General features: G+C 77.6%; 18 protein-coding genes. 5 read left to right on the forward strand and 13 right to left on the reverse strand.

Annotated elements, in window-relative coordinates:
• Nucleotides 1-148: 148 nt before the first annotated feature.
• Nucleotides 149-958, reverse strand: coding sequence for a carbonic anhydrase (locus Q0789_RS11380; RefSeq protein ID WP_298805240.1), 810 nt, complete (start codon nt 956-958; stop codon nt 149-151).
• Nucleotides 955-2,505: a GAF domain-containing protein gene (locus Q0789_RS11385; protein ID WP_298805242.1), complete on the reverse strand. Its 1,551-nt coding sequence runs from the start codon at nt 2,503-2,505 to the stop codon at nt 955-957. The genes Q0789_RS11380 and Q0789_RS11385 overlap by 4 nt, the downstream gene beginning before the upstream one ends.
• Before the next feature lie 211 nt (nt 2,506-2,716).
• Between Q0789_RS11385 and Q0789_RS11390 the strand changes: the two genes are divergently transcribed.
• Nucleotides 2,717-3,994 carry a GNAT family N-acetyltransferase gene (locus Q0789_RS11390; protein ID WP_298805244.1) on the forward strand — a complete coding sequence of 426 codons (1,278 nt, stop codon included), beginning with the start codon at nt 2,717-2,719 and terminating at the stop codon, nt 3,992-3,994.
• Between the two features lie 82 nt (nt 3,995-4,076).
• On the opposite strand, the gene Q0789_RS11395 is transcribed toward Q0789_RS11390, so the two are convergent.
• Nucleotides 4,077-4,316 (reverse strand): hypothetical protein, encoded by a 240-nt coding sequence (locus Q0789_RS11395; RefSeq protein ID WP_298805246.1) that lies wholly within the window; start codon nt 4,314-4,316, stop codon nt 4,077-4,079.
• Between the two features lie 130 nt (nt 4,317-4,446).
• Here Q0789_RS11395 and trxA point away from each other — a divergent pair, with 130 nt between their 5' ends.
• Nucleotides 4,447-4,845: a thioredoxin gene (trxA, locus tag Q0789_RS11400; RefSeq protein ID WP_298805247.1), complete on the forward strand. Its 399-nt coding sequence runs from the start codon at nt 4,447-4,449 to the stop codon at nt 4,843-4,845.
• Between the two features lie 140 nt (nt 4,846-4,985).
• Here trxA and Q0789_RS11405 read toward each other — a convergent pair whose 3' ends face one another.
• From Q0789_RS11405 to Q0789_RS16740, 3 genes are all read right to left on the reverse strand, one after another.
• Complete coding sequence (locus Q0789_RS11405) at nt 4,986-5,366, reverse strand: hypothetical protein (protein WP_298805248.1); 381 nt, start codon at nt 5,364-5,366, stop codon at nt 4,986-4,988.
• Entirely contained in the window at nt 5,363-6,421 is a 1,059-nt protein-coding gene (locus Q0789_RS11410; protein WP_298805250.1) for a CDP-glycerol glycerophosphotransferase family protein, read from the reverse strand. Before Q0789_RS11410 ends, Q0789_RS11405 begins: the two co-directional genes overlap by 4 nt.
• Nucleotides 6,422-6,648: 227 nt before the next feature.
• Complete coding sequence (locus Q0789_RS16740) at nt 6,649-6,828, reverse strand: CDGSH iron-sulfur domain-containing protein (RefSeq protein WP_363326093.1); 180 nt, start codon at nt 6,826-6,828, stop codon at nt 6,649-6,651.
• 200 nt (nt 6,829-7,028) lie between these two features.
• Between Q0789_RS16740 and Q0789_RS11420 the strand changes: the two genes are divergently transcribed.
• From Q0789_RS11420 to Q0789_RS11430, 3 genes are read left to right on the forward strand one after another with little or no spacing between them, the layout of a single operon-like run.
• Nucleotides 7,029-8,168, forward strand: coding sequence for an iron-containing redox enzyme family protein (locus Q0789_RS11420; RefSeq protein ID WP_298805254.1), 1,140 nt, complete (start codon nt 7,029-7,031; stop codon nt 8,166-8,168).
• Between the two features lie 50 nt (nt 8,169-8,218).
• Nucleotides 8,219-8,779 (forward strand): hypothetical protein, encoded by a 561-nt coding sequence (locus Q0789_RS11425; RefSeq protein ID WP_298805256.1) that lies wholly within the window; start codon nt 8,219-8,221, stop codon nt 8,777-8,779.
• Nucleotides 8,780-8,836: 57 nt separating this feature from the next.
• Complete coding sequence (locus Q0789_RS11430) at nt 8,837-10,003, forward strand: zinc-dependent alcohol dehydrogenase (RefSeq protein WP_298805258.1); 1,167 nt, start codon at nt 8,837-8,839, stop codon at nt 10,001-10,003.
• A gap of 257 nt (nt 10,004-10,260) precedes the next feature.
• Here Q0789_RS11430 and Q0789_RS11435 read toward each other — a convergent pair whose 3' ends face one another.
• From Q0789_RS11435 to Q0789_RS11465, 7 genes are all read right to left on the reverse strand, one after another.
• Nucleotides 10,261-10,965 carry a ThuA domain-containing protein gene (locus tag Q0789_RS11435; RefSeq protein ID WP_298805260.1) on the reverse strand — a complete coding sequence of 235 codons (705 nt, stop codon included), beginning with the start codon at nt 10,963-10,965 and terminating at the stop codon, nt 10,261-10,263.
• Entirely contained in the window at nt 10,958-12,178 is a 1,221-nt protein-coding gene (locus tag Q0789_RS11440; protein WP_298805262.1) for a Gfo/Idh/MocA family oxidoreductase, read from the reverse strand. Before Q0789_RS11440 ends, Q0789_RS11435 begins: the two co-directional genes overlap by 8 nt.
• Before the next feature lie 159 nt (nt 12,179-12,337).
• A complete protein-coding gene (locus Q0789_RS11445) occupies nt 12,338-12,940 on the reverse strand; it encodes a hypothetical protein (protein ID WP_298805264.1) in 603 nt (200 codons plus the stop codon).
• Nucleotides 12,937-13,947 carry a DUF6286 domain-containing protein gene (locus Q0789_RS11450; RefSeq protein WP_298805266.1) on the reverse strand — a complete coding sequence of 337 codons (1,011 nt, stop codon included), beginning with the start codon at nt 13,945-13,947 and terminating at the stop codon, nt 12,937-12,939. Before Q0789_RS11450 ends, Q0789_RS11445 begins: the two co-directional genes overlap by 4 nt.
• Nucleotides 13,940-14,119 carry a hypothetical protein gene (locus tag Q0789_RS11455; protein ID WP_298805268.1) on the reverse strand — a complete coding sequence of 60 codons (180 nt, stop codon included), beginning with the start codon at nt 14,117-14,119 and terminating at the stop codon, nt 13,940-13,942. Before Q0789_RS11455 ends, Q0789_RS11450 begins: the two co-directional genes overlap by 8 nt.
• Before the next feature lie 179 nt (nt 14,120-14,298).
• Nucleotides 14,299-14,562: a hypothetical protein gene (locus tag Q0789_RS11460; RefSeq protein WP_363326092.1), complete on the reverse strand. Its 264-nt coding sequence runs from the start codon at nt 14,560-14,562 to the stop codon at nt 14,299-14,301.
• A gap of 95 nt (nt 14,563-14,657) precedes the next feature.
• A complete protein-coding gene (locus tag Q0789_RS11465; RefSeq protein WP_171203443.1) occupies nt 14,658-15,131 on the reverse strand; it encodes an Asp23/Gls24 family envelope stress response protein in 474 nt (157 codons plus the stop codon).
• Nucleotides 15,132-15,169: the final 38 nt, after the last annotated feature.

Here is a 15,169-nt window from a genome sequence, read left to right on the forward strand (position 1 = left end):
CGACCAGCTCCACCTCCGGGCGGCACCGGCGCCGCTCGACCGACCGGTGGCGGTCCGTCGTGCGGCTCGCTCACCCACGGCGGCCGACCCGCCCGCGACGACTCCCCGGTCGGGCCGTGCGACCGGCCCCCAGGTGCCTGCGCCCGCGTCAGGACCGGTGAGCGCCTCCACCCCACACCTCACCCGGGCGCCATCGGCGTCCCTCGCCGCGTCCTTGAGCTCTGCTCCGTGCTGGGAGGACGGGCGCGCCGAGGTCCCCGCCGGGCGCGCACGCCCTCGCCGGCGTGGTCCGCCCGTCGGCGAGGGCGTAGGTGATCGCGACGACGTCGGTGGTCCCGCTGTCGTGGGCGGCGTGGATGACGGGCGACCTGCGCAGCAGGAGGTCCGCCGTGCTCGCCGCGTGGTGGGCGCTGACCTGGTGGGGGTGGCTCATGCCGTCGAGCCGGGCGCGGTCGACGGCCGGGACGAGCGCGGCGACGAGGTCGCCGAGGTGGCCGCCGGGGGCCGGTGCGCCCTCCAGGACGGCGGTGGCGGCGGCGAGGGCGCCGCAGCCGTGGTGGCCCATGACGACGAGCAGGGGCACGTGGAGCTGGCTCACGGCGTAGTCCAGGGACGCCAGGACGGTCGTGTCGAGCGCGTGCCCGGCGGTGCGGACGACGAAGAGGTCCCCGGGGCCCTGGTCGAGGACGAGCTCGACGGGCACCCGGGAGTCGGAGCAGGCGAGGACGGCGGCCACGGGGGACTGGGCGTGGACCAGCCGCGTCCAGCTGCGCGGCGACCGGGCGGGGCCGGCGTCGCTGCCACCTGCGGCCCAGCGGGCGTTCCCGGCGGCCAGGCGCGCCCAGGTCGCCGGTGCTGCGGCTGCCCGGTCGGAGGGGCCGCGGGGCGCGGGGACCGGTCGGGTCGGACGACCGGGCGTCGGGCCGGCGCCGCCGGCGCCGTCGTCCGAGCCGCTCACCCGAGGATCGCGCGGGTCACGGCGAGCTGCTCGGTCAGGACGCCGCCGATCATGGTCTGGACGTCGTTGATCTCGGCGACCGCGGCGCTGATCTGCGACAGCGAGATCGTGACGTCGTCGACGCGGGCCTGGATGGACTGGACGCGGGCGTCGACCTCGCGCGTGGCCTGCTCGGTCTCCCCGGACAGGCCCTTGACCTCGCCGGCGACGACGGCGAAGCCCCGGCCGGCCTGCCCGGCGCGGGCGGCCTCGATCGTGGCGTTGAGGGCCAGCAGCTTGGTCTGGGCGGCGATCGCGGCGATGGTCGCGACGACGTCGTGGATCTCGGCGCTGGCCCGGCCGAGGGCCTCGACCTGCTCGTTGGCGCTGTCGGTCAGCGCCCCGGAGCGGGAGGCGACGTCGGTCGCCGACAGGACGCCTCGCTCGACCTCGCTGATGGAGGTGAGCAGCTCCTCGCCCGCGGTCTGGAGGCGGTCCTCGGCGGCGAAGCGCTCGAGGGCCTGGCCGACGAGGAAGGCGGTGTTGCGCAGGGCGCTCATCCGGCTGTCGGCCATCAGCAGGGTGCGGGTGGCGAAGAAGTCCATCGTGCCGATGAGGCGCCCGCCGACGGTGATGGGCAGGCAGACCCCCGACTTCACGCCGGCGCGCTGGGCGGCGGGGGCGCGCACGCAGTCGGTGAGGTCGCCGAGGTCCTCGACGAAGACGAGGTCGCCGCGCTCCCAGGCGCGCCCGGACAGGCCGACGCCGCGGGCGAAGGAGGCCTCGAGGGTGACGCGGCGGAACTCGGCGCCGGCGTCGCCGGACTCGGTGGCGAAGCGCAGGACCTGCGCGCTCTCGTCGAGGCGCCAGAAGGAGCCGTACTGCCAGTCGAAGTCGCGGCGGATGGTGTCGAGCGCCACCCGCAGGGCCTGGTCCTCGCTGGTCGCCGTGGTGAGCTCGCGCAGGACGGTGGAGACGGCGTCGACGTCCTGGGCGGCCTTCTCCTGCCGGACGGCCTCGTGCAGGCGGGCCAGGGCTCCGGAGACCAGCAGGGCGACCGAGCGAAGGACGGCGAGGCGGCCCTCGCACGGGGTGAGGACGTCGGTGCTGAAGAAGTCCATCGTGCCGACGACCTCGCCGCCCTCGACGACGGGGAAGCAGATGCCGCTGCGGACCCCGGCCCGTCCGGCCGCGCCGGCGCGCACGCAGTCGCTGAGCTCGGCGAGGTCGGCGACGAACACGAGCTCGCGGCGGCGCCACGCCCTCCCCGACAGGCCCACGCCCTCGGCGAAGGTGGCGTCACGGGTGACCTGGCGGAACTCCGCGCCGGCGTCACCGGACTCCTGGGCGAAGCGCAGGACGCCGCCGGCCCGGTCGAGCGCCCAGTAGGAGGCGTAGGCCCAGCCGAAGCGCTCCCGCACCGCGTCCAGGGCGGCCTGCACGGCCTCGTGCGGGCTCCGGGCCTCGGTGACGGCGCGCACGACGTCGATCAGCGCGGCGACGTCGGCCTGGTAGGCCTCCACCTCCTCGCGGAGGCGGGGGGCGGGGGTGGTGGACCTGCCGAACACGGGTGCTCCTGTCGTCGAGGATGTCTCGTGCTCCGTCGGCCGTCGGGACGCGCCGCCTGACCACCCGCGGCGCGCTCCACCCCGCCGGCGCGCCAGCGCCCCCCGGACGGCCTAGTTGAGCGTCGGAACATCTCCTCGGGTGGGGACGAGCGCCGCGGCCCCCGTGACGGGACGGGGTCCGCCCGGCGCCCGGGTCGCTAGCGTCGCCGCCGTGAGCGGCGACCAGGTCGGGCGGCGCGCGGACGGGCTCGAGCTGCGCGACATGCACGAGGACGAGCACGAGCAGTGGGTGGCCCTGGGCCGCCGGGGCTTCCTGGAGGCGCGGCGGGCCACGCCCGCAGCGGTCGAGTCCCGACGGCGCGCCATGGCCGGGCACCGCCGCCGCGTGGCGGTGGACGCCGGCCGCGTCGTCGCCACGTTCCGCTCCTACGGCCTCGACCTCCCCGTCCCGGGCGGGGTCGCACGGGCCGAGGCCGTCAGCTCCGTCGTCGTGGCGGCCACCCACCGGCGCCGGGGGCTCCTGAGCAGCCTCATGGCCACCGACCTGCGCGAGGCGCGCGAGCGGGGCGACGCGCTCGCCGTCCTCATCGCCGCCGAGGCGCCGATCTACGGCCGTTTCGGCTTCGGCGCGGCCACCGAGGCCTGCCGCTGGACCCTCGACGGGCGGGCGGCGCGCTTCCGGAACGACCCGGTGCGCGAGGGGCGGGTCTCGCTCGAGCTGGCGGAGGACGCCGACCTCGTGGAGCTCGTCGTCCCGCTGCACGACCGGCTCGCCGCCCGCTCGCCGGGCGCCACGCCGCGCGACCCCCGGTGGTGGCGCCTGGCCCTCGGGCTCGAGGACGACGGCAGCGGCACGGACCCGCACCTGCAGCGCCCGGCCGTCGTCGCGCGCGACGACGCGGGACGCGTCGTGGGGGTGCTGCGCTACCGCGCCGTCGAGCGGGAGGAGGCGCGGCGCCCGGCCACGACCGCCGAGGTGCTGGACCTCCTCGCCGACTCACCCGACGCGACGACGGCGCTGTGGCGCCACCTCGCGGACCTCGACCTCGTCGTGGGCGCGAGAGCGGCCTTCCGCTCGCCCCACGAGCCGCTGCCGCACCAGCTCGTCGACGAGCGGGTCGCCCGGCAGCACGAGCGCAGCGACTTCCACTGGGTGCGGGTGCTCGACGTCCCGGCGGCGCTCACCGCCCGCCGGTACGCCGCCGCCGGCGCCTGCGTGCTCGAGGTGCGCGACGACGCGGGCCTCGCCGGTGGGCGCTGGCGCCTCGAGGTGGGCGAGGACGGCTCCGCCGTCGTCGAGGCGACGGCGGCCGAGCCCGACGTCGTCCTGCCTGTCGCCGTCCTGGGCTCGGTCGTCCTCGGGCAGGTGCCGCTCGTGGGCCACGTCGCGGCCGGGGACGTCGAGGAGGCCACCCCCGGTGCGGCCCGGCGTCTCGGCGCGCTCCTGCACGACCCGTCGGCCGCCGTGCTGGGGCGCACCTGGTTCTGACGCGGCCTGTCCCGACGCCGCCGGTCCGGACGCCGCCACGGGCGCGCCGTCGGGCGGCTCGACCGGTGCCCGGCCCGCCCGCTCAGCGCTCCGACGGCGCCGCCTGCGCCGCGTGCTGCAGGCACAGCCCGTCGCCCGCGCGCAGCACCGCCGCGCGGGGCACCGACCAGACGCCGGGGCGCACCTCGGCGACCTCGCCCGGCCCGGTGGCCTCGAAGCGGACCTGGTCGGGCCGGTCGCCGTCGCGCTCCGGCGAGGAGGCGTCGCGGACGGCGAGGTCGGCGCACCGCACGCAGTAGAGGGTCTGCGGGGGGAGGGTCATGCCCCCCACCGTGCCCGTCTCGTCCATCGATGTCAGAGATCGGCGTCTGGTCGTGACCGGATCGTGCCCCGGGGCTCCCTCGAGCGCGCGAGCGGGGAACACGCGCACGGGCCGGCTGGTTGTCCGCACCATGACGACGCGCGAGCTGACGCTGGACCAGCACGACGAGACCGTCAAGGACGGCATCGTCCTCATCGACTTCTGGGCGGAGTGGTGCGGCCCCTGCCGCAGCTTCGCACCGGTGTACGAGAAGGCCTCCGAGGCCAACGAGGACATCACCTTCGCGAAGGTGGACACCGAGGCCGAGCAGGAGCTGGCGGCGCGGTACGGCATCACGTCGATCCCGACGCTGGTGGCCTACCGCGACGGCATCCCCGTCTTCAGCCAGCCCGGCGCCCTGCCGCAGCCGGCGCTGGAGGACCTCATCGGCCAGCTGCGCGGCCTCGACATGGACGAGGTCAAGCAGCGCTACGCCGAGGCCCTGCAGCAGCACGAGGCCGAGCAGGCCGCGGCGGCCCAGGCCCGCTGACACAGCCCCGCTGACGCAGGCCCGCTGACACGCGGGCGGCGCCGGCCCGACGGCCGGACGCACGACCGACGGCGTCGCCCCTCCGGGGACGGCGCCGTCGTGCGTCCCCGGGGCGCCACGGGGACCGGCGGCGGCCGTCGTCAGTGGACGACGGCGACCTCCTCGACGGCGCCGAGCACGACGAGCACCTCGAGGTGCCCCGTCGCCGGCGCCCCCTCGGGGAGCGCGACGACGTGGGTCGTCGGCACGAGGTCGCGGGTGCACGGCTGCCCGGGGTGGGCGTCGTCGAGGACGACCCTCACCCGGTCGCGCCCCCGCACGCCCGCGCCGCGCTGCAGCTCGACGCCCACCGGGTAGGCCGGGCAGGTGCCGCTGCCGAGGGCGGTGACGGCGAGCGCGTCCGCCGTGCGCCGGGCCCCGAGCCCGGACGGCGGCAGCGGCCGGTCCGGCAGGCCGACACCCCGCGGCAGGCGGGCGGCCAGCCCCACCGACCGCTCCGGCCCGGGCGGACGGCCGCTCACAGCCGCGCCGCCTCGAGGAGGCGGGCGGTCGCCCCGCCGTCGTCGGAGGGGCACCAGCGCTCCACGAAGGCGGCGCGTCGCTGCGCCCAGGCGTCGGTGACGGCCGGCAGCGCAGCCAGCGCCTCCTCCAGCGCGTCCTGCGTGCGCAGGACGGGCCCCGGCGACTCCTCGTCCAGGTCGAGGTAGAAGCCGCGCAGCCGGTCGCGGTAGTGCTCGAGGTCGTAGGCGTAGAGGAGCACCGGCAGGCCCGTCGGGGCGACGTCGAAGAGCGACGACGAGTAGTCGGTGACGAAGGCGTCGGCCGCCAGGTAGAGGTCCGCGATGTCGGGGTGGGCGCCGACGTCGAGGACCCGTTCGTGCTCGACGCCCGGGACGCGCTGCACGAAGTAGTGCAGCCGCATGAGGACCCGCCAGCCCTCGCCGAGGTGGTCGGCGAGGCGGGCCGCGTCCAGGCCGAGCGGGACGCCCGGCTCGAGGAGGTCCTCGTCGTCGCGCCACGTGGGGGCGTAGAGCACGGCCCTCTCGCCGTCGGCGAGCCCCAGGCGGGCCCGGACGGCGGCGCGGCGCTCGCCGGCGTCGGGCGCGTGGAGGACGTCGTTGCGCGGGTACCCCGTGCTCAGCACCGGGCCCTGGTAGCGGAAGGCGCTGCGCAGCAGCTCGCTGCCGGCCGCGCCGGGCCCGACGAGGCAGCTCCACCGGTCGACCTCGGCCTGCAGGCGGGCCATGAGCTCGCCGTCGTACTGGGTGTGCGCGTCGCCGTGGATCCGCTTGAGGGGGGTCCCGTGCCAGGTCTGCACGTAGGTGCAGCCGGGCGTGGGCTCCCAGTCGAGCGGCATGTGCGTGTTGGCGACGACGACGTCGGCCCGCCGCAGCGCCGCGTCCGCCTCGGGCGTGCCGACGCCGACGGTCGTGACGCCCGCGGGGAAGCCCGCGCGGTGCCGCTCGTCCAGCAGCCAGACGTGCTCGGCGTCGTCGCCGCGCGACACCAGCGCCTCGTGGACGGCCCGGGGGTTGTCGGCGTAGCGCCCGTTGAAGCTGTTGTAGACGACGCGCACGCGCTCGGTCTCCCGTCCTCCGCGGCGGCCGAGCCCGGCGCCGGCCGCCCGCCCGCGAGGCTACCGACCGGCGGTGCGGCTCCCGGACGCCGCGGGGCGGCCCCGGCGGGCCTCGGGGTGCGGCGCGCCCCCGCGCGGAGCAGGGTGTCCCCAGGTCCAGACCAGGGCCGACGACGTCCGCGCCGCGACGTCGCGCGGCACCCGGCCCTGCTCCCCGCCGACGCGCCTCAGCCTCGTCGCGGCCCCTTGCGCACCTTGTGGCTCCCGTCGCAGTACGGGGCGAGCGAGGAGCGCCCGCACCGGCACAGGGCCACCGTGCTCCGCCGGCGCTCCACGGGCTCGCCGTCCGTGCCGACGATGTCGACGTCGCCGCGCACGAGCAGGGGCCCGTCGGGGCAGACCGTGATCGTGGCGCCGCCGTCCCTCCCGGGGCCCTCGGCGTCGCGGGCGGGCGGGGGGAGGGCGTCGTCGTCCTGCGAGGTCGGCGCCCCTGGCTCCGCCCCGGACTCCCGCGCAGCGGGGACGGGGGCGAGCGGGGGGCGCGAGGAGGAGACCACCGCCCGAGCGTGAGCGACGGCGGCACGCACCGCGAGCCGGGGAGCCGGAGATGACGAGCACGACCAGCACCACCAGCACGAGCGAACGCAGCACCGCCGCAGGCCCGTCCGACCGCACCGCCGACCGCGCCGGTCCCGTCGCCGTCGGGCTGCCCACCGGCCGTGGACCGGTGTCCGACGCCGTCGTCGACGTCCTCGCGGGCGGGCCGACGACGCCCGCCGACCTGCGCCGCACGACCGCCGCCGAGCTCGACCGGCGCGCGCTCGCGGCCGACGAGCTGCTGCGCGACGAGGACCTGCAGCTCGCCCTGTGGACCCTCCAGGAGCTGTCCTTCCGCGGCTTCGGCGGGGCCGGCGACCGCTTCGAGTGGGACCTCGACGTCGTCGCCGCGCGGCAGCTGCTGGAGGGCGCGCTGGAGGCCGCGCTGCGGGAGGTCGTCCCGGTGCCGACGGGCGTGGCGCCCGAGGAGGTGCCCGAGGCCCTCTTCGCGCTCACGGCCGAGGAGGGGCCCGGCGCGCTGTCGACGCACCTGGCCCGGCGCGCGACGCTCGACCACTTCCGCGAGCTCATGGTCCACCGGTCCGTCTACCACCTCAAGGAGGCGGACCCCCACACCTGGGCCATCCCGCGCCTCGAGGGCTCGGTGAAGGCGGCCATGGTGGAGATCCAGGCCGACGAGTACGGCGGCGGGCGCCCCGAGCGCATGCACGCGGCCCTCTTCGCCCGCACGATGCGCGCCCTCGGGCTCGACGACACCTACGGCGGCTACGTCGACGAGGTGCCGGCGACCACGCTCGTCAGCTCCACCGCCATGGCCCTGTTCGGGCTCAACCGGCGGCTCGTCGGCGCCGTCGTCGGGCACCTCGCGGCGTTCGAGATGACGTCGTCGCTGCCCAACCGCCGCTACGGCGCGGGCATGCGGCGCCTCGGCTTCGACCGCGACGCGACGTGGTTCTTCGACGAGCACGTCGAGGCCGACGCCGTCCACGAGCAGATCGCGGCGCACGACCTGGCCGGTGGCTTCGCCCGCCAGCACCCCGACCGCACCGACGACGTCCTGCTCGGGGCGTCCGTCGCCATGGCGCTCGACGACGTGGCGGGCGACCACCTGCTCGCGTCGTGGGAGGCCGGCCGGTCGTCGCTGCGCGGCGCCCACGCCGTCGAGGACCTGCTGGCCCCGGCCGCCTGACCGGAGCACGACGAGGGCGCCGACCGGTGCCCGGAACGCGAGGAGGACCCGTGAGCGGACCGAGGGACACCATCACGAGCGCCGTGCGCGGCGCCGTCCAGGGCGTGGCGGGGAAGGTGGGGGAGGTCGTCGGACGGCGCTCGTCCGGCGCCCAGCAGACCCTGACCGTCGGGCGGCCCGTCGACGACGTCGCGGCGCTGTGGCGCGACCCCGCCGCCGTCCGCCAGGCGCTCGGCGACGCCGGGACGGTCGAGGCCGACGGCGACCGCTGGACCTGGCGCCTGGCCCGGCCGGGCTCGGACGACCCGGTCGAGTGGCGCACGACGCTCGTCGAGGGCGGCCCGTCGACGGCGTTCCCCGGCTCGTCCGTCGTGCTGCGCTGGAGCGACCCCGACGACGGCTCGGAGGCGGCGAGCGAGCTCGTCGTCGTCCTGCGGGAAGCGCCGCAGGACCTCGGCACCGAGCAGGTGGTCCGCCTGGACCTGCCCGTGCCGGACCTCGCGGCCGGGGCGTTGGCCCTGGCCCTCGGCTACCGCGCCCGGGCCCTGGTCATGACGGGCGAGGTGCCGACCATCACGCCCCAGCCCGCCGGCCGGAGCGCCGACCGGTGAGGCGCACGCGCCCGGCCCGGCCCGCCGCCGCCCCCACCCCGACCTGCAGGAGCTGACATGCGCGCCCTCGTCTGGAACGGCGTGAACGACCTCGCGGTCGAGACCGTCGACGACCCCACGCTGCTCAACCCGCACGACGTCGTCCTGCGGGTCGGCCTGACCGTGACCTGCGGGTCCGACCTCCACTTCATCGACGGGTACCTGCCCGGCATGCGCCCCGGCGACGTCTTCGGGCACGAGTTCATGGGCGAGGTCGTCGAGGTGGGCTCGCAGGTGAGCCGGACGGAGGTCGGCGACCGGGTGACCGTGCCGTCCTTCGTCTCGTGCGGGGAGTGCTGGTACTGCTCGCGCGGCATGCCGTCGCTGTGCGACACGACCAATCCCAACGCCGCCCTGCAGCAGCCGGTCCTGGGCTACCCGGGCGGCGGCATCTACGGCTACACGCACCCCTTCGGCGGGTACCAGGGCTCGCACGCCGAGTACGTGCGGGTGCCCTTCGGCGACGTCAACTGCTTCACGGTGCCCGAGGACGTCACCGACGTGCAGGCGCTCTTCGCCTCCGACGCCCTCGCGACGGGGTACACGGGCGCCGTCTTCTGCGACGTGCAGCCGGGCGACACCGTCGCCGTCTTCGGGGCGGGCGGCGTCGGGCTCATGGCCGCGGCCAGCGCCCGCGCGCTCGGCGCCGGGCGCACGATCGTCGTCGACCGCTTCCCCGAGCGGCTCGCCATCGCCCGCGCGCAGGGCTCGGAGGTGCTCGACTACACGGAGGTCGACAGCGTCCAGGAGGCGCTGCGGGAGATGACGGGCGGCCGAGGGCCCGACTCGGTCGTCGAGGCCGTGGGGATGGAGGGTCACGGGACGGGCGTCCAGCACGTCGTCGACCGGGCCAAGCAGGCCGTGCGCGCCTCGACGGACCGGGCGACGCCGCTGCGCGAGGCGATCATGGCGTGCCGGAAGGGCGGGGTCGTCTCCGTCCTCGGCGTCTACGGCCTCACCGACTCCTTCCCCATGGCGATGGTGACGAACAAGGGCCTCACCATCCGCTCGGCGCAGCAGTTCGGCCAGACCCACATGGCCGCGATGCTCGAGCACGTGCGGGCCGGGCGGATCGACCCGACGCCGCTCGCGACGCACACCATGCCGCTCGAGGAGTCGGTCGAGGGCTACCGCCTCTTCAAGGAGAAGGAGGACGGCTGCGTGCGCGCGGTCTTCCGGCCCTGACGCCTCGGCCCTCACGTCGGCCGGCCCGCCTCGAGTCCGACGTCCGGTGCCGGGTCCGACGTCCGACCTGTCCCGAGCAGCGCAGGACCCGCGGTACGTCGGACTCGCGGTCTCGCGTCGGACTCGGCGCCCGAGGTCGTCGACAGTCGCGGCGAGCCCCCGCCTCCGGGCGACGCGGAGGTGGCAGCACCTCGTCGCGGTGGAGCGCGACGAGGGGCTGCCACCTCCAGCGGTGACGCCCGGTCCCTCAGCGCTCCTCAGAGGTCGCGGGCCGCCCAGAGAAGGCCGCGCTCGACGATCGTGCGCACGGCGGGCTGGCGCAGGACGTCGGGGTCGTGCCCCGGCGTGCAGACGAACACGCGCCCGTCGCCCCACTGCCGGGTCCACACCGCCGGCGACGTCACCGGGCGGTGCCACTCGTCCCAGGGGCGCACGGCCTGCGTCGTCGTCGCGAGGACGTCGCAGTAGTCGTCGGTGAGCACCCAGTACTGCTCGGTGACGAGGTCGAAGTCCTCGACCCCTGCGGTGATCGGGTGGTCGGCGGCCGCCGGGAGCATCTCGACCCGGTAGGGCACGTAGTTGTCCTGCGGGCCGCCCTCCCGCTCCTCCGGCGCCTTGCCCGGGTGGCAGGCGAACTGGCCGCCGACGAGCTGCAGGTAGTCCGAGGACGCGCGGTAGGAGTCGGCGATGCCGCCGTGCCAGCCGGCGAAGCCGGTGCCGCGGGCGACGGCGGCGCGCAGCCCCGCGAGCTCGTCCGCCTCGATGCTCGTCATCGTCATGCACTGGAGGACGAGGTCGACGCCGGCCATGTACTCGGCCTCGGCGTAGACGGCGGTGGAGTCCTCGACCACGCGCACGTCGAAGCCGTGCTCGCGCAGGTGGGGGATGAAGAGGTCCGTGGCCTCGACGGGGTGGTGCCCGTCCCAGCCGCCGCGGACGACGAGGGCGCTGCGCTCAGCCACGGGGGCCTCCCCCCGTCGTCGCGCCGGCCAGCTCGACGAGGCCCTCCACGGGCGCCGGGCGCTCGCAGGTCGTCGTCGTCGCGACGGACGCGCCCGTCGCCGAGGCCTCCTCGAGGCGGGCCATGACGTCGACGACGTGCAGCGCCACCTCGGCGCTCGCGCGGTGGGGAGCGCCGGTGCGGAGGGCGAGCGCGAGGTCGGCGAGCCCGTACCCGCGCCCCGCGCCCAGGTAGCCGGCCCGCGGCGGGACCTCGTCCCACACGGCGCCGCGCAGGGGCTGGCGCGCCGCCCGGGCGACCTCGACCGTGCCGTCGAAGTGGTTCGGGTCAGGGACGGAGAGCGAGCCCTCGGTGCCGTGGACCTCGATCGGCGGGGTGCGGGAGGCCCAGGCGTCGAAGCTCATGACGAGGGTCGTCAGGGCGCCGGAGGCGTGCTCGAGCACGCCGGTGACGTGGGTGTCGGTCGTGACGCCGACGCGCTCGCCCTCGCGCGGGCCCGACCCGATGACGCGCTCGTCGCGGGGGCGCGCGCTCAGGCCGGTGACGCGGACGACGGGGCCGAGCAGGTGCACGAGCGCCGTCAGGTAGTACGGGCCCATGTCCTGCAGCGGGCCGCCGCCCGGCTGGTAGTAGAAGTCGGGGTTCGGGTGCCAGCGCTCGTGGCCGGCCGTCGTCATCGTCGCCGTGGCGGCGTGGGGCACCCCGATCTCCCCGGCGTCGACGAGCGCGCGCGCCGTCTGGACGCCGGTGCCGAGCACCGTGTCCGGCGCGCAGCCGACGCGGCGGCCGGCGCGGCGGGCGGCCTCGACGACGGTGAGGGCGTCGGCGGACGTCGTGGCCAGCGGCTTCTCGCCGTAGAAGGCCTTGCCCGCGGCCAGCGCCTGCAGGGCGACGTCCGCGTGCCCGGCGGGGAGGGTGAGGCCGAGGACGACGTCCACGTCGTCGGCGGCGAGCAGGCCCGGCACGTCGAGCGCGCGGGCGCCGTCGTGCTCGGCCGCCAGGGCCTCGGCGCGCTCGGGGACGGCGTCCGCCACCGCGACCACCCGCAGCTGGGGCAGGCGCTGCACGGCGAGGGAGTACTGGGCGCTGATGACGCCGGCGCCGACGACGCCGACCCGGAGCGGGTCCCGGTCGTCCGGGTCGGCCCCTGAGCCCCGGCTCGTCCCCGGGGCGGGGTGGGCGGTGCTGGCGGTCGGGGGGTGCTGGTCGGTCATCCCGGTCCTCTCGCGCGGCGCCACGTGCGCCCGGGTGCGGCGCTCGCACCGTCGTCGAGGACCCATCCTGGGGGAGCGACGCGGTGCGGCGCTCCCCCAGGGGGTGGTGCGGTCGTCCTGCGGCGGGCGAGCCCTCCGCGGACGAGGCCCTCCGCGGCCTCAGGCGACGGACCGGCTGGGCTCCCGCTCGGTGCGGGCGACCCGGAGCCGGACGCGCGGGCGCAGGTCGTCCCGGCCGCCGGCCCGGTGCAGCTCGGCCGCGGCGTCGTCGGACCCGCGCGCCACGACCCGCAGGTCGGCCCACGGCTCGACGACGGCGCGCACCTCGGCGACGAGCCGGCCCCGCTCCTCGACGACGCTCCCGCGGGCGGAGCGGACGCCGTGCGCCTGCTCGACCCGGGCGGCGAGGGCGTCGGCGAGGGCGCCCCCGTCCAGCCGGTCGCGGCCCGCGGGCCCGCCGGAGGAGGCTCCGCCCGCCCTCCGCAGCGCGAGGGCGCCGGGCGAGCGCGGCGGGACGTGGCGCAGCAGCCACGCCAGCCCGAGCAGCACGAGCACGACGCCCGCCGCGAGGCTGGCCGCGCCCCACCAGGAGGCCTCGAGGACGCTCGCCGCTCCTGCCGTGGGCAGGCTCTCCGGCGCCCCGGGCAGCACGGCGCCCAGCTGCCCGAGGCCCCACGCGGCGGCCCCGGCGCCCGCGACGACGAGGACGAGGTCGAGCACGAGCAGCACGGCGCGGTCGCCGGCCGCCGACCGGCGGCTCACGACGCGCTCCCGGCGGTCTCGGTGCGCACCCGCACGCGGGGCGCGGGGCGCAGGACGCCGAGGCGGTCCGCGACCGCGGCGCGCACGGCGGCGTCGTCGAGCGGTCCGGTGGCCCGGGCGCTGACCTCGACGCTGCGGCGGCCGGTGCTGGCGCCGGCGTCGAGGACGCCGTCGACGGAGCGGGCGGCGCCGGCGGCGACGCGCGCGACGTCGCGGCGGTGGAGCACCACGCCGCTGCGGGACTCGACGCCGACCCAGCGGCGTCGCCGCCGGGACAGGCCGAGGACGACGAGGAGCAGGCCGACCACCGCGACGCCGACGCCGACCGCCGTCACGGCGGACGAGGGCGCCAGGCCGTCGAGGGCCTGCACCGGGCCGGCGAGCCACGAGCTCCCGCCGAGGACGCCGAGCGCGACGAGGCCCTCGTGGCCCAGCAGCGCGCCGAGCGCGACGACGACGAGCGCGAGGACGCAGGCCGCGACGGTGACGCCGACGGCGGCCGTGGGGGCCGGCGCGGCGCGCAGCCCGCCCGCCCCGGCGGGGGCGGCGCCTGTCTCCCGGCCGGTGTCGTGCTCGGCGTCAGGAGCGAGGGCGTGCACCTCGACGTCGACGGCGTCGACCTGCACGCCGCCGAGGTCGTGGAGCCGCCCGGCGACGCGCTCGCGGACCCGCTGGGCGAGCTCCGGGGCCGGCGCCGGCCACGCGGCGCCGACCCGCACGGCCACGCGGGCGCGGCCGCCGGCGTGGTCGACGTCGACGGACGGCAGGGAGCCACCCAGGACGCCGCCGAGGCGGCCGTCGTCCCCGCGCGCGCCGTCGACCTCGAGGACGGCGGTGCGGGCCAGCGCCTCGAGGACGCGGTCGGCGACGACGAAGGAGCCGCGCTCCTCCGCGGCGGAGCGGCTGCGGGAGCCGTCCCCGTCCCGGGCGGAGCGGTGCGCCTCGGAGGGGCGAGGCCTCTCGGAGGAGCGGGGCGCGCCCCGCGGCGGTGCGGTCGCCTCAGCCACGGCGCTGCCCCTGGACGAGCTCGCGGACGTCGATGCGCCCGTCGACCTGGGCGCCGACGACCCAGCCCACGGCACCGAGGACGACGGCGAGGAGGAAGGCCCCGAAGCCGCCGACGGCGGCGGCGAGGGCGAGGAGGAGGCCGACCAGGAGGCCGGTGCTGGCGGTGGACATGGCTGCGTCTCCAGGGTTCAGGGGATGGGCCGGGCGACAGGGAGGCGGCGCGCGGCGCCGGGCGCACGGAGCTGCGCGCGGTCGGGCGGCGCTCGTCGGGGTGCGCGGTGCCGGCGGCGCGCGGCGGGCGGGGCCACCGGCCCCCGGCGGGTGCGCCGGGGGCCGGTGGGGGCGGCGGGTCAGCCGACGGACCCGCCGGGCGGGGCGACGTCGCCGACGACGACGTGCACGGGGCCCGTGAGGGCCACCAGCGGCGCGAGGGCCGCGTGGACGGCCGCCGCGGTCTGCGCGAGGGGCGCCGCGGTGGACGCCACGACGTGGACCTCGGAGGGGCGGGAGCCGTCCCCGAGGCGCACTCCGGCCACCCGGCGGCCGGGCAGGTACGTGCCCACCTCGCCGAGCGGCCCGCCGTGGAGGTCGACGACGCCGGGCGCGGCGAGCACCGCGGCGCGGACGCGGTCGGCGTCGGTCGGCTCCTCGACGGGAACCTCCTGGACGGGGGCGGTCTCGAGGCGCGGGTCGCCGGCGGGGGCCGCCGTCACTGCACGCGGGAGGACTTCTCCTCCCCGTCCTCGTCGTCGTCCTGGCCCGGGATGTGGATGTCGGTGACCTCGACGTTGACCTCGGTGACCTCGAGGCCCGTCATGCCCTCGACGGCGGAGATGACGTTGCGGCGGACGCCGCGGGCGACGTCGGCGATGCTGGCGCCGTACTCGGCCACGATGGTCACGTCGACGGCGGCCTGGCGCTCGCCGACCTCGACGGACACGCCCTGCGACACGTTGGTCGATGCGCCCGGGATGCGCTCGCGGATCTGGCCGAAGGCGCGCGCCGCCCCGCCGCCGAGGGCGTGGACGCCGGCGACGTCGCGGACGGCGACGCCCGCGATCTTCGACACGACCTGGTCCGCGATGGACGTCCGGCCCTGCGAGGTCGTCAGCTCCGACCCCGACCCGGAGGACGACCCGTGCTGGGCGGCCTGGCTGCTGGTCGTGGACGTCGACTGGCTCATCGTCGTTCCCTTCCGGCCCTTCCGGGCCCGGTGTGGCG

Origin of the sequence: uncultured Pseudokineococcus sp., assembly GCF_947499845.1 — a bacterium.
Taxonomy (GTDB): domain Bacteria; phylum Actinomycetota; class Actinomycetes; order Actinomycetales; family Quadrisphaeraceae; genus Pseudokineococcus.

Excerpts from the sequence above, each read along its gene's own strand:
- Q0789_RS11395 (WP_298805246.1), bottom strand. The coding sequence starts at position 4,316 with ATGACCCTCCCCCCGCAGACCCTCTACTGCGTGCGGTGCGCCGACCTC.
- trxA (WP_298805247.1), top strand. The coding sequence starts at position 4,447 with ATGACGACGCGCGAGCTGACGCTGGACCAGCACGACGAGACCGTCAAG.
- Q0789_RS11420 (WP_298805254.1), top strand. The coding sequence starts at position 7,029 with ATGACGAGCACGACCAGCACCACCAGCACGAGCGAACGCAGCACCGCC.
- Q0789_RS11430 (WP_298805258.1), top strand. The coding sequence starts at position 8,837 with ATGCGCGCCCTCGTCTGGAACGGCGTGAACGACCTCGCGGTCGAGACC.
- Q0789_RS11440 (WP_298805262.1), bottom strand. The coding sequence starts at position 12,178 with ATGACCGACCAGCACCCCCCGACCGCCAGCACCGCCCACCCCGCCCCG.
- Q0789_RS11455 (WP_298805268.1), bottom strand. The coding sequence starts at position 14,119 with ATGTCCACCGCCAGCACCGGCCTCCTGGTCGGCCTCCTCCTCGCCCTC.
- Q0789_RS11465 (WP_171203443.1), bottom strand. The coding sequence starts at position 15,131 with ATGAGCCAGTCGACGTCCACGACCAGCAGCCAGGCCGCCCAGCACGGG.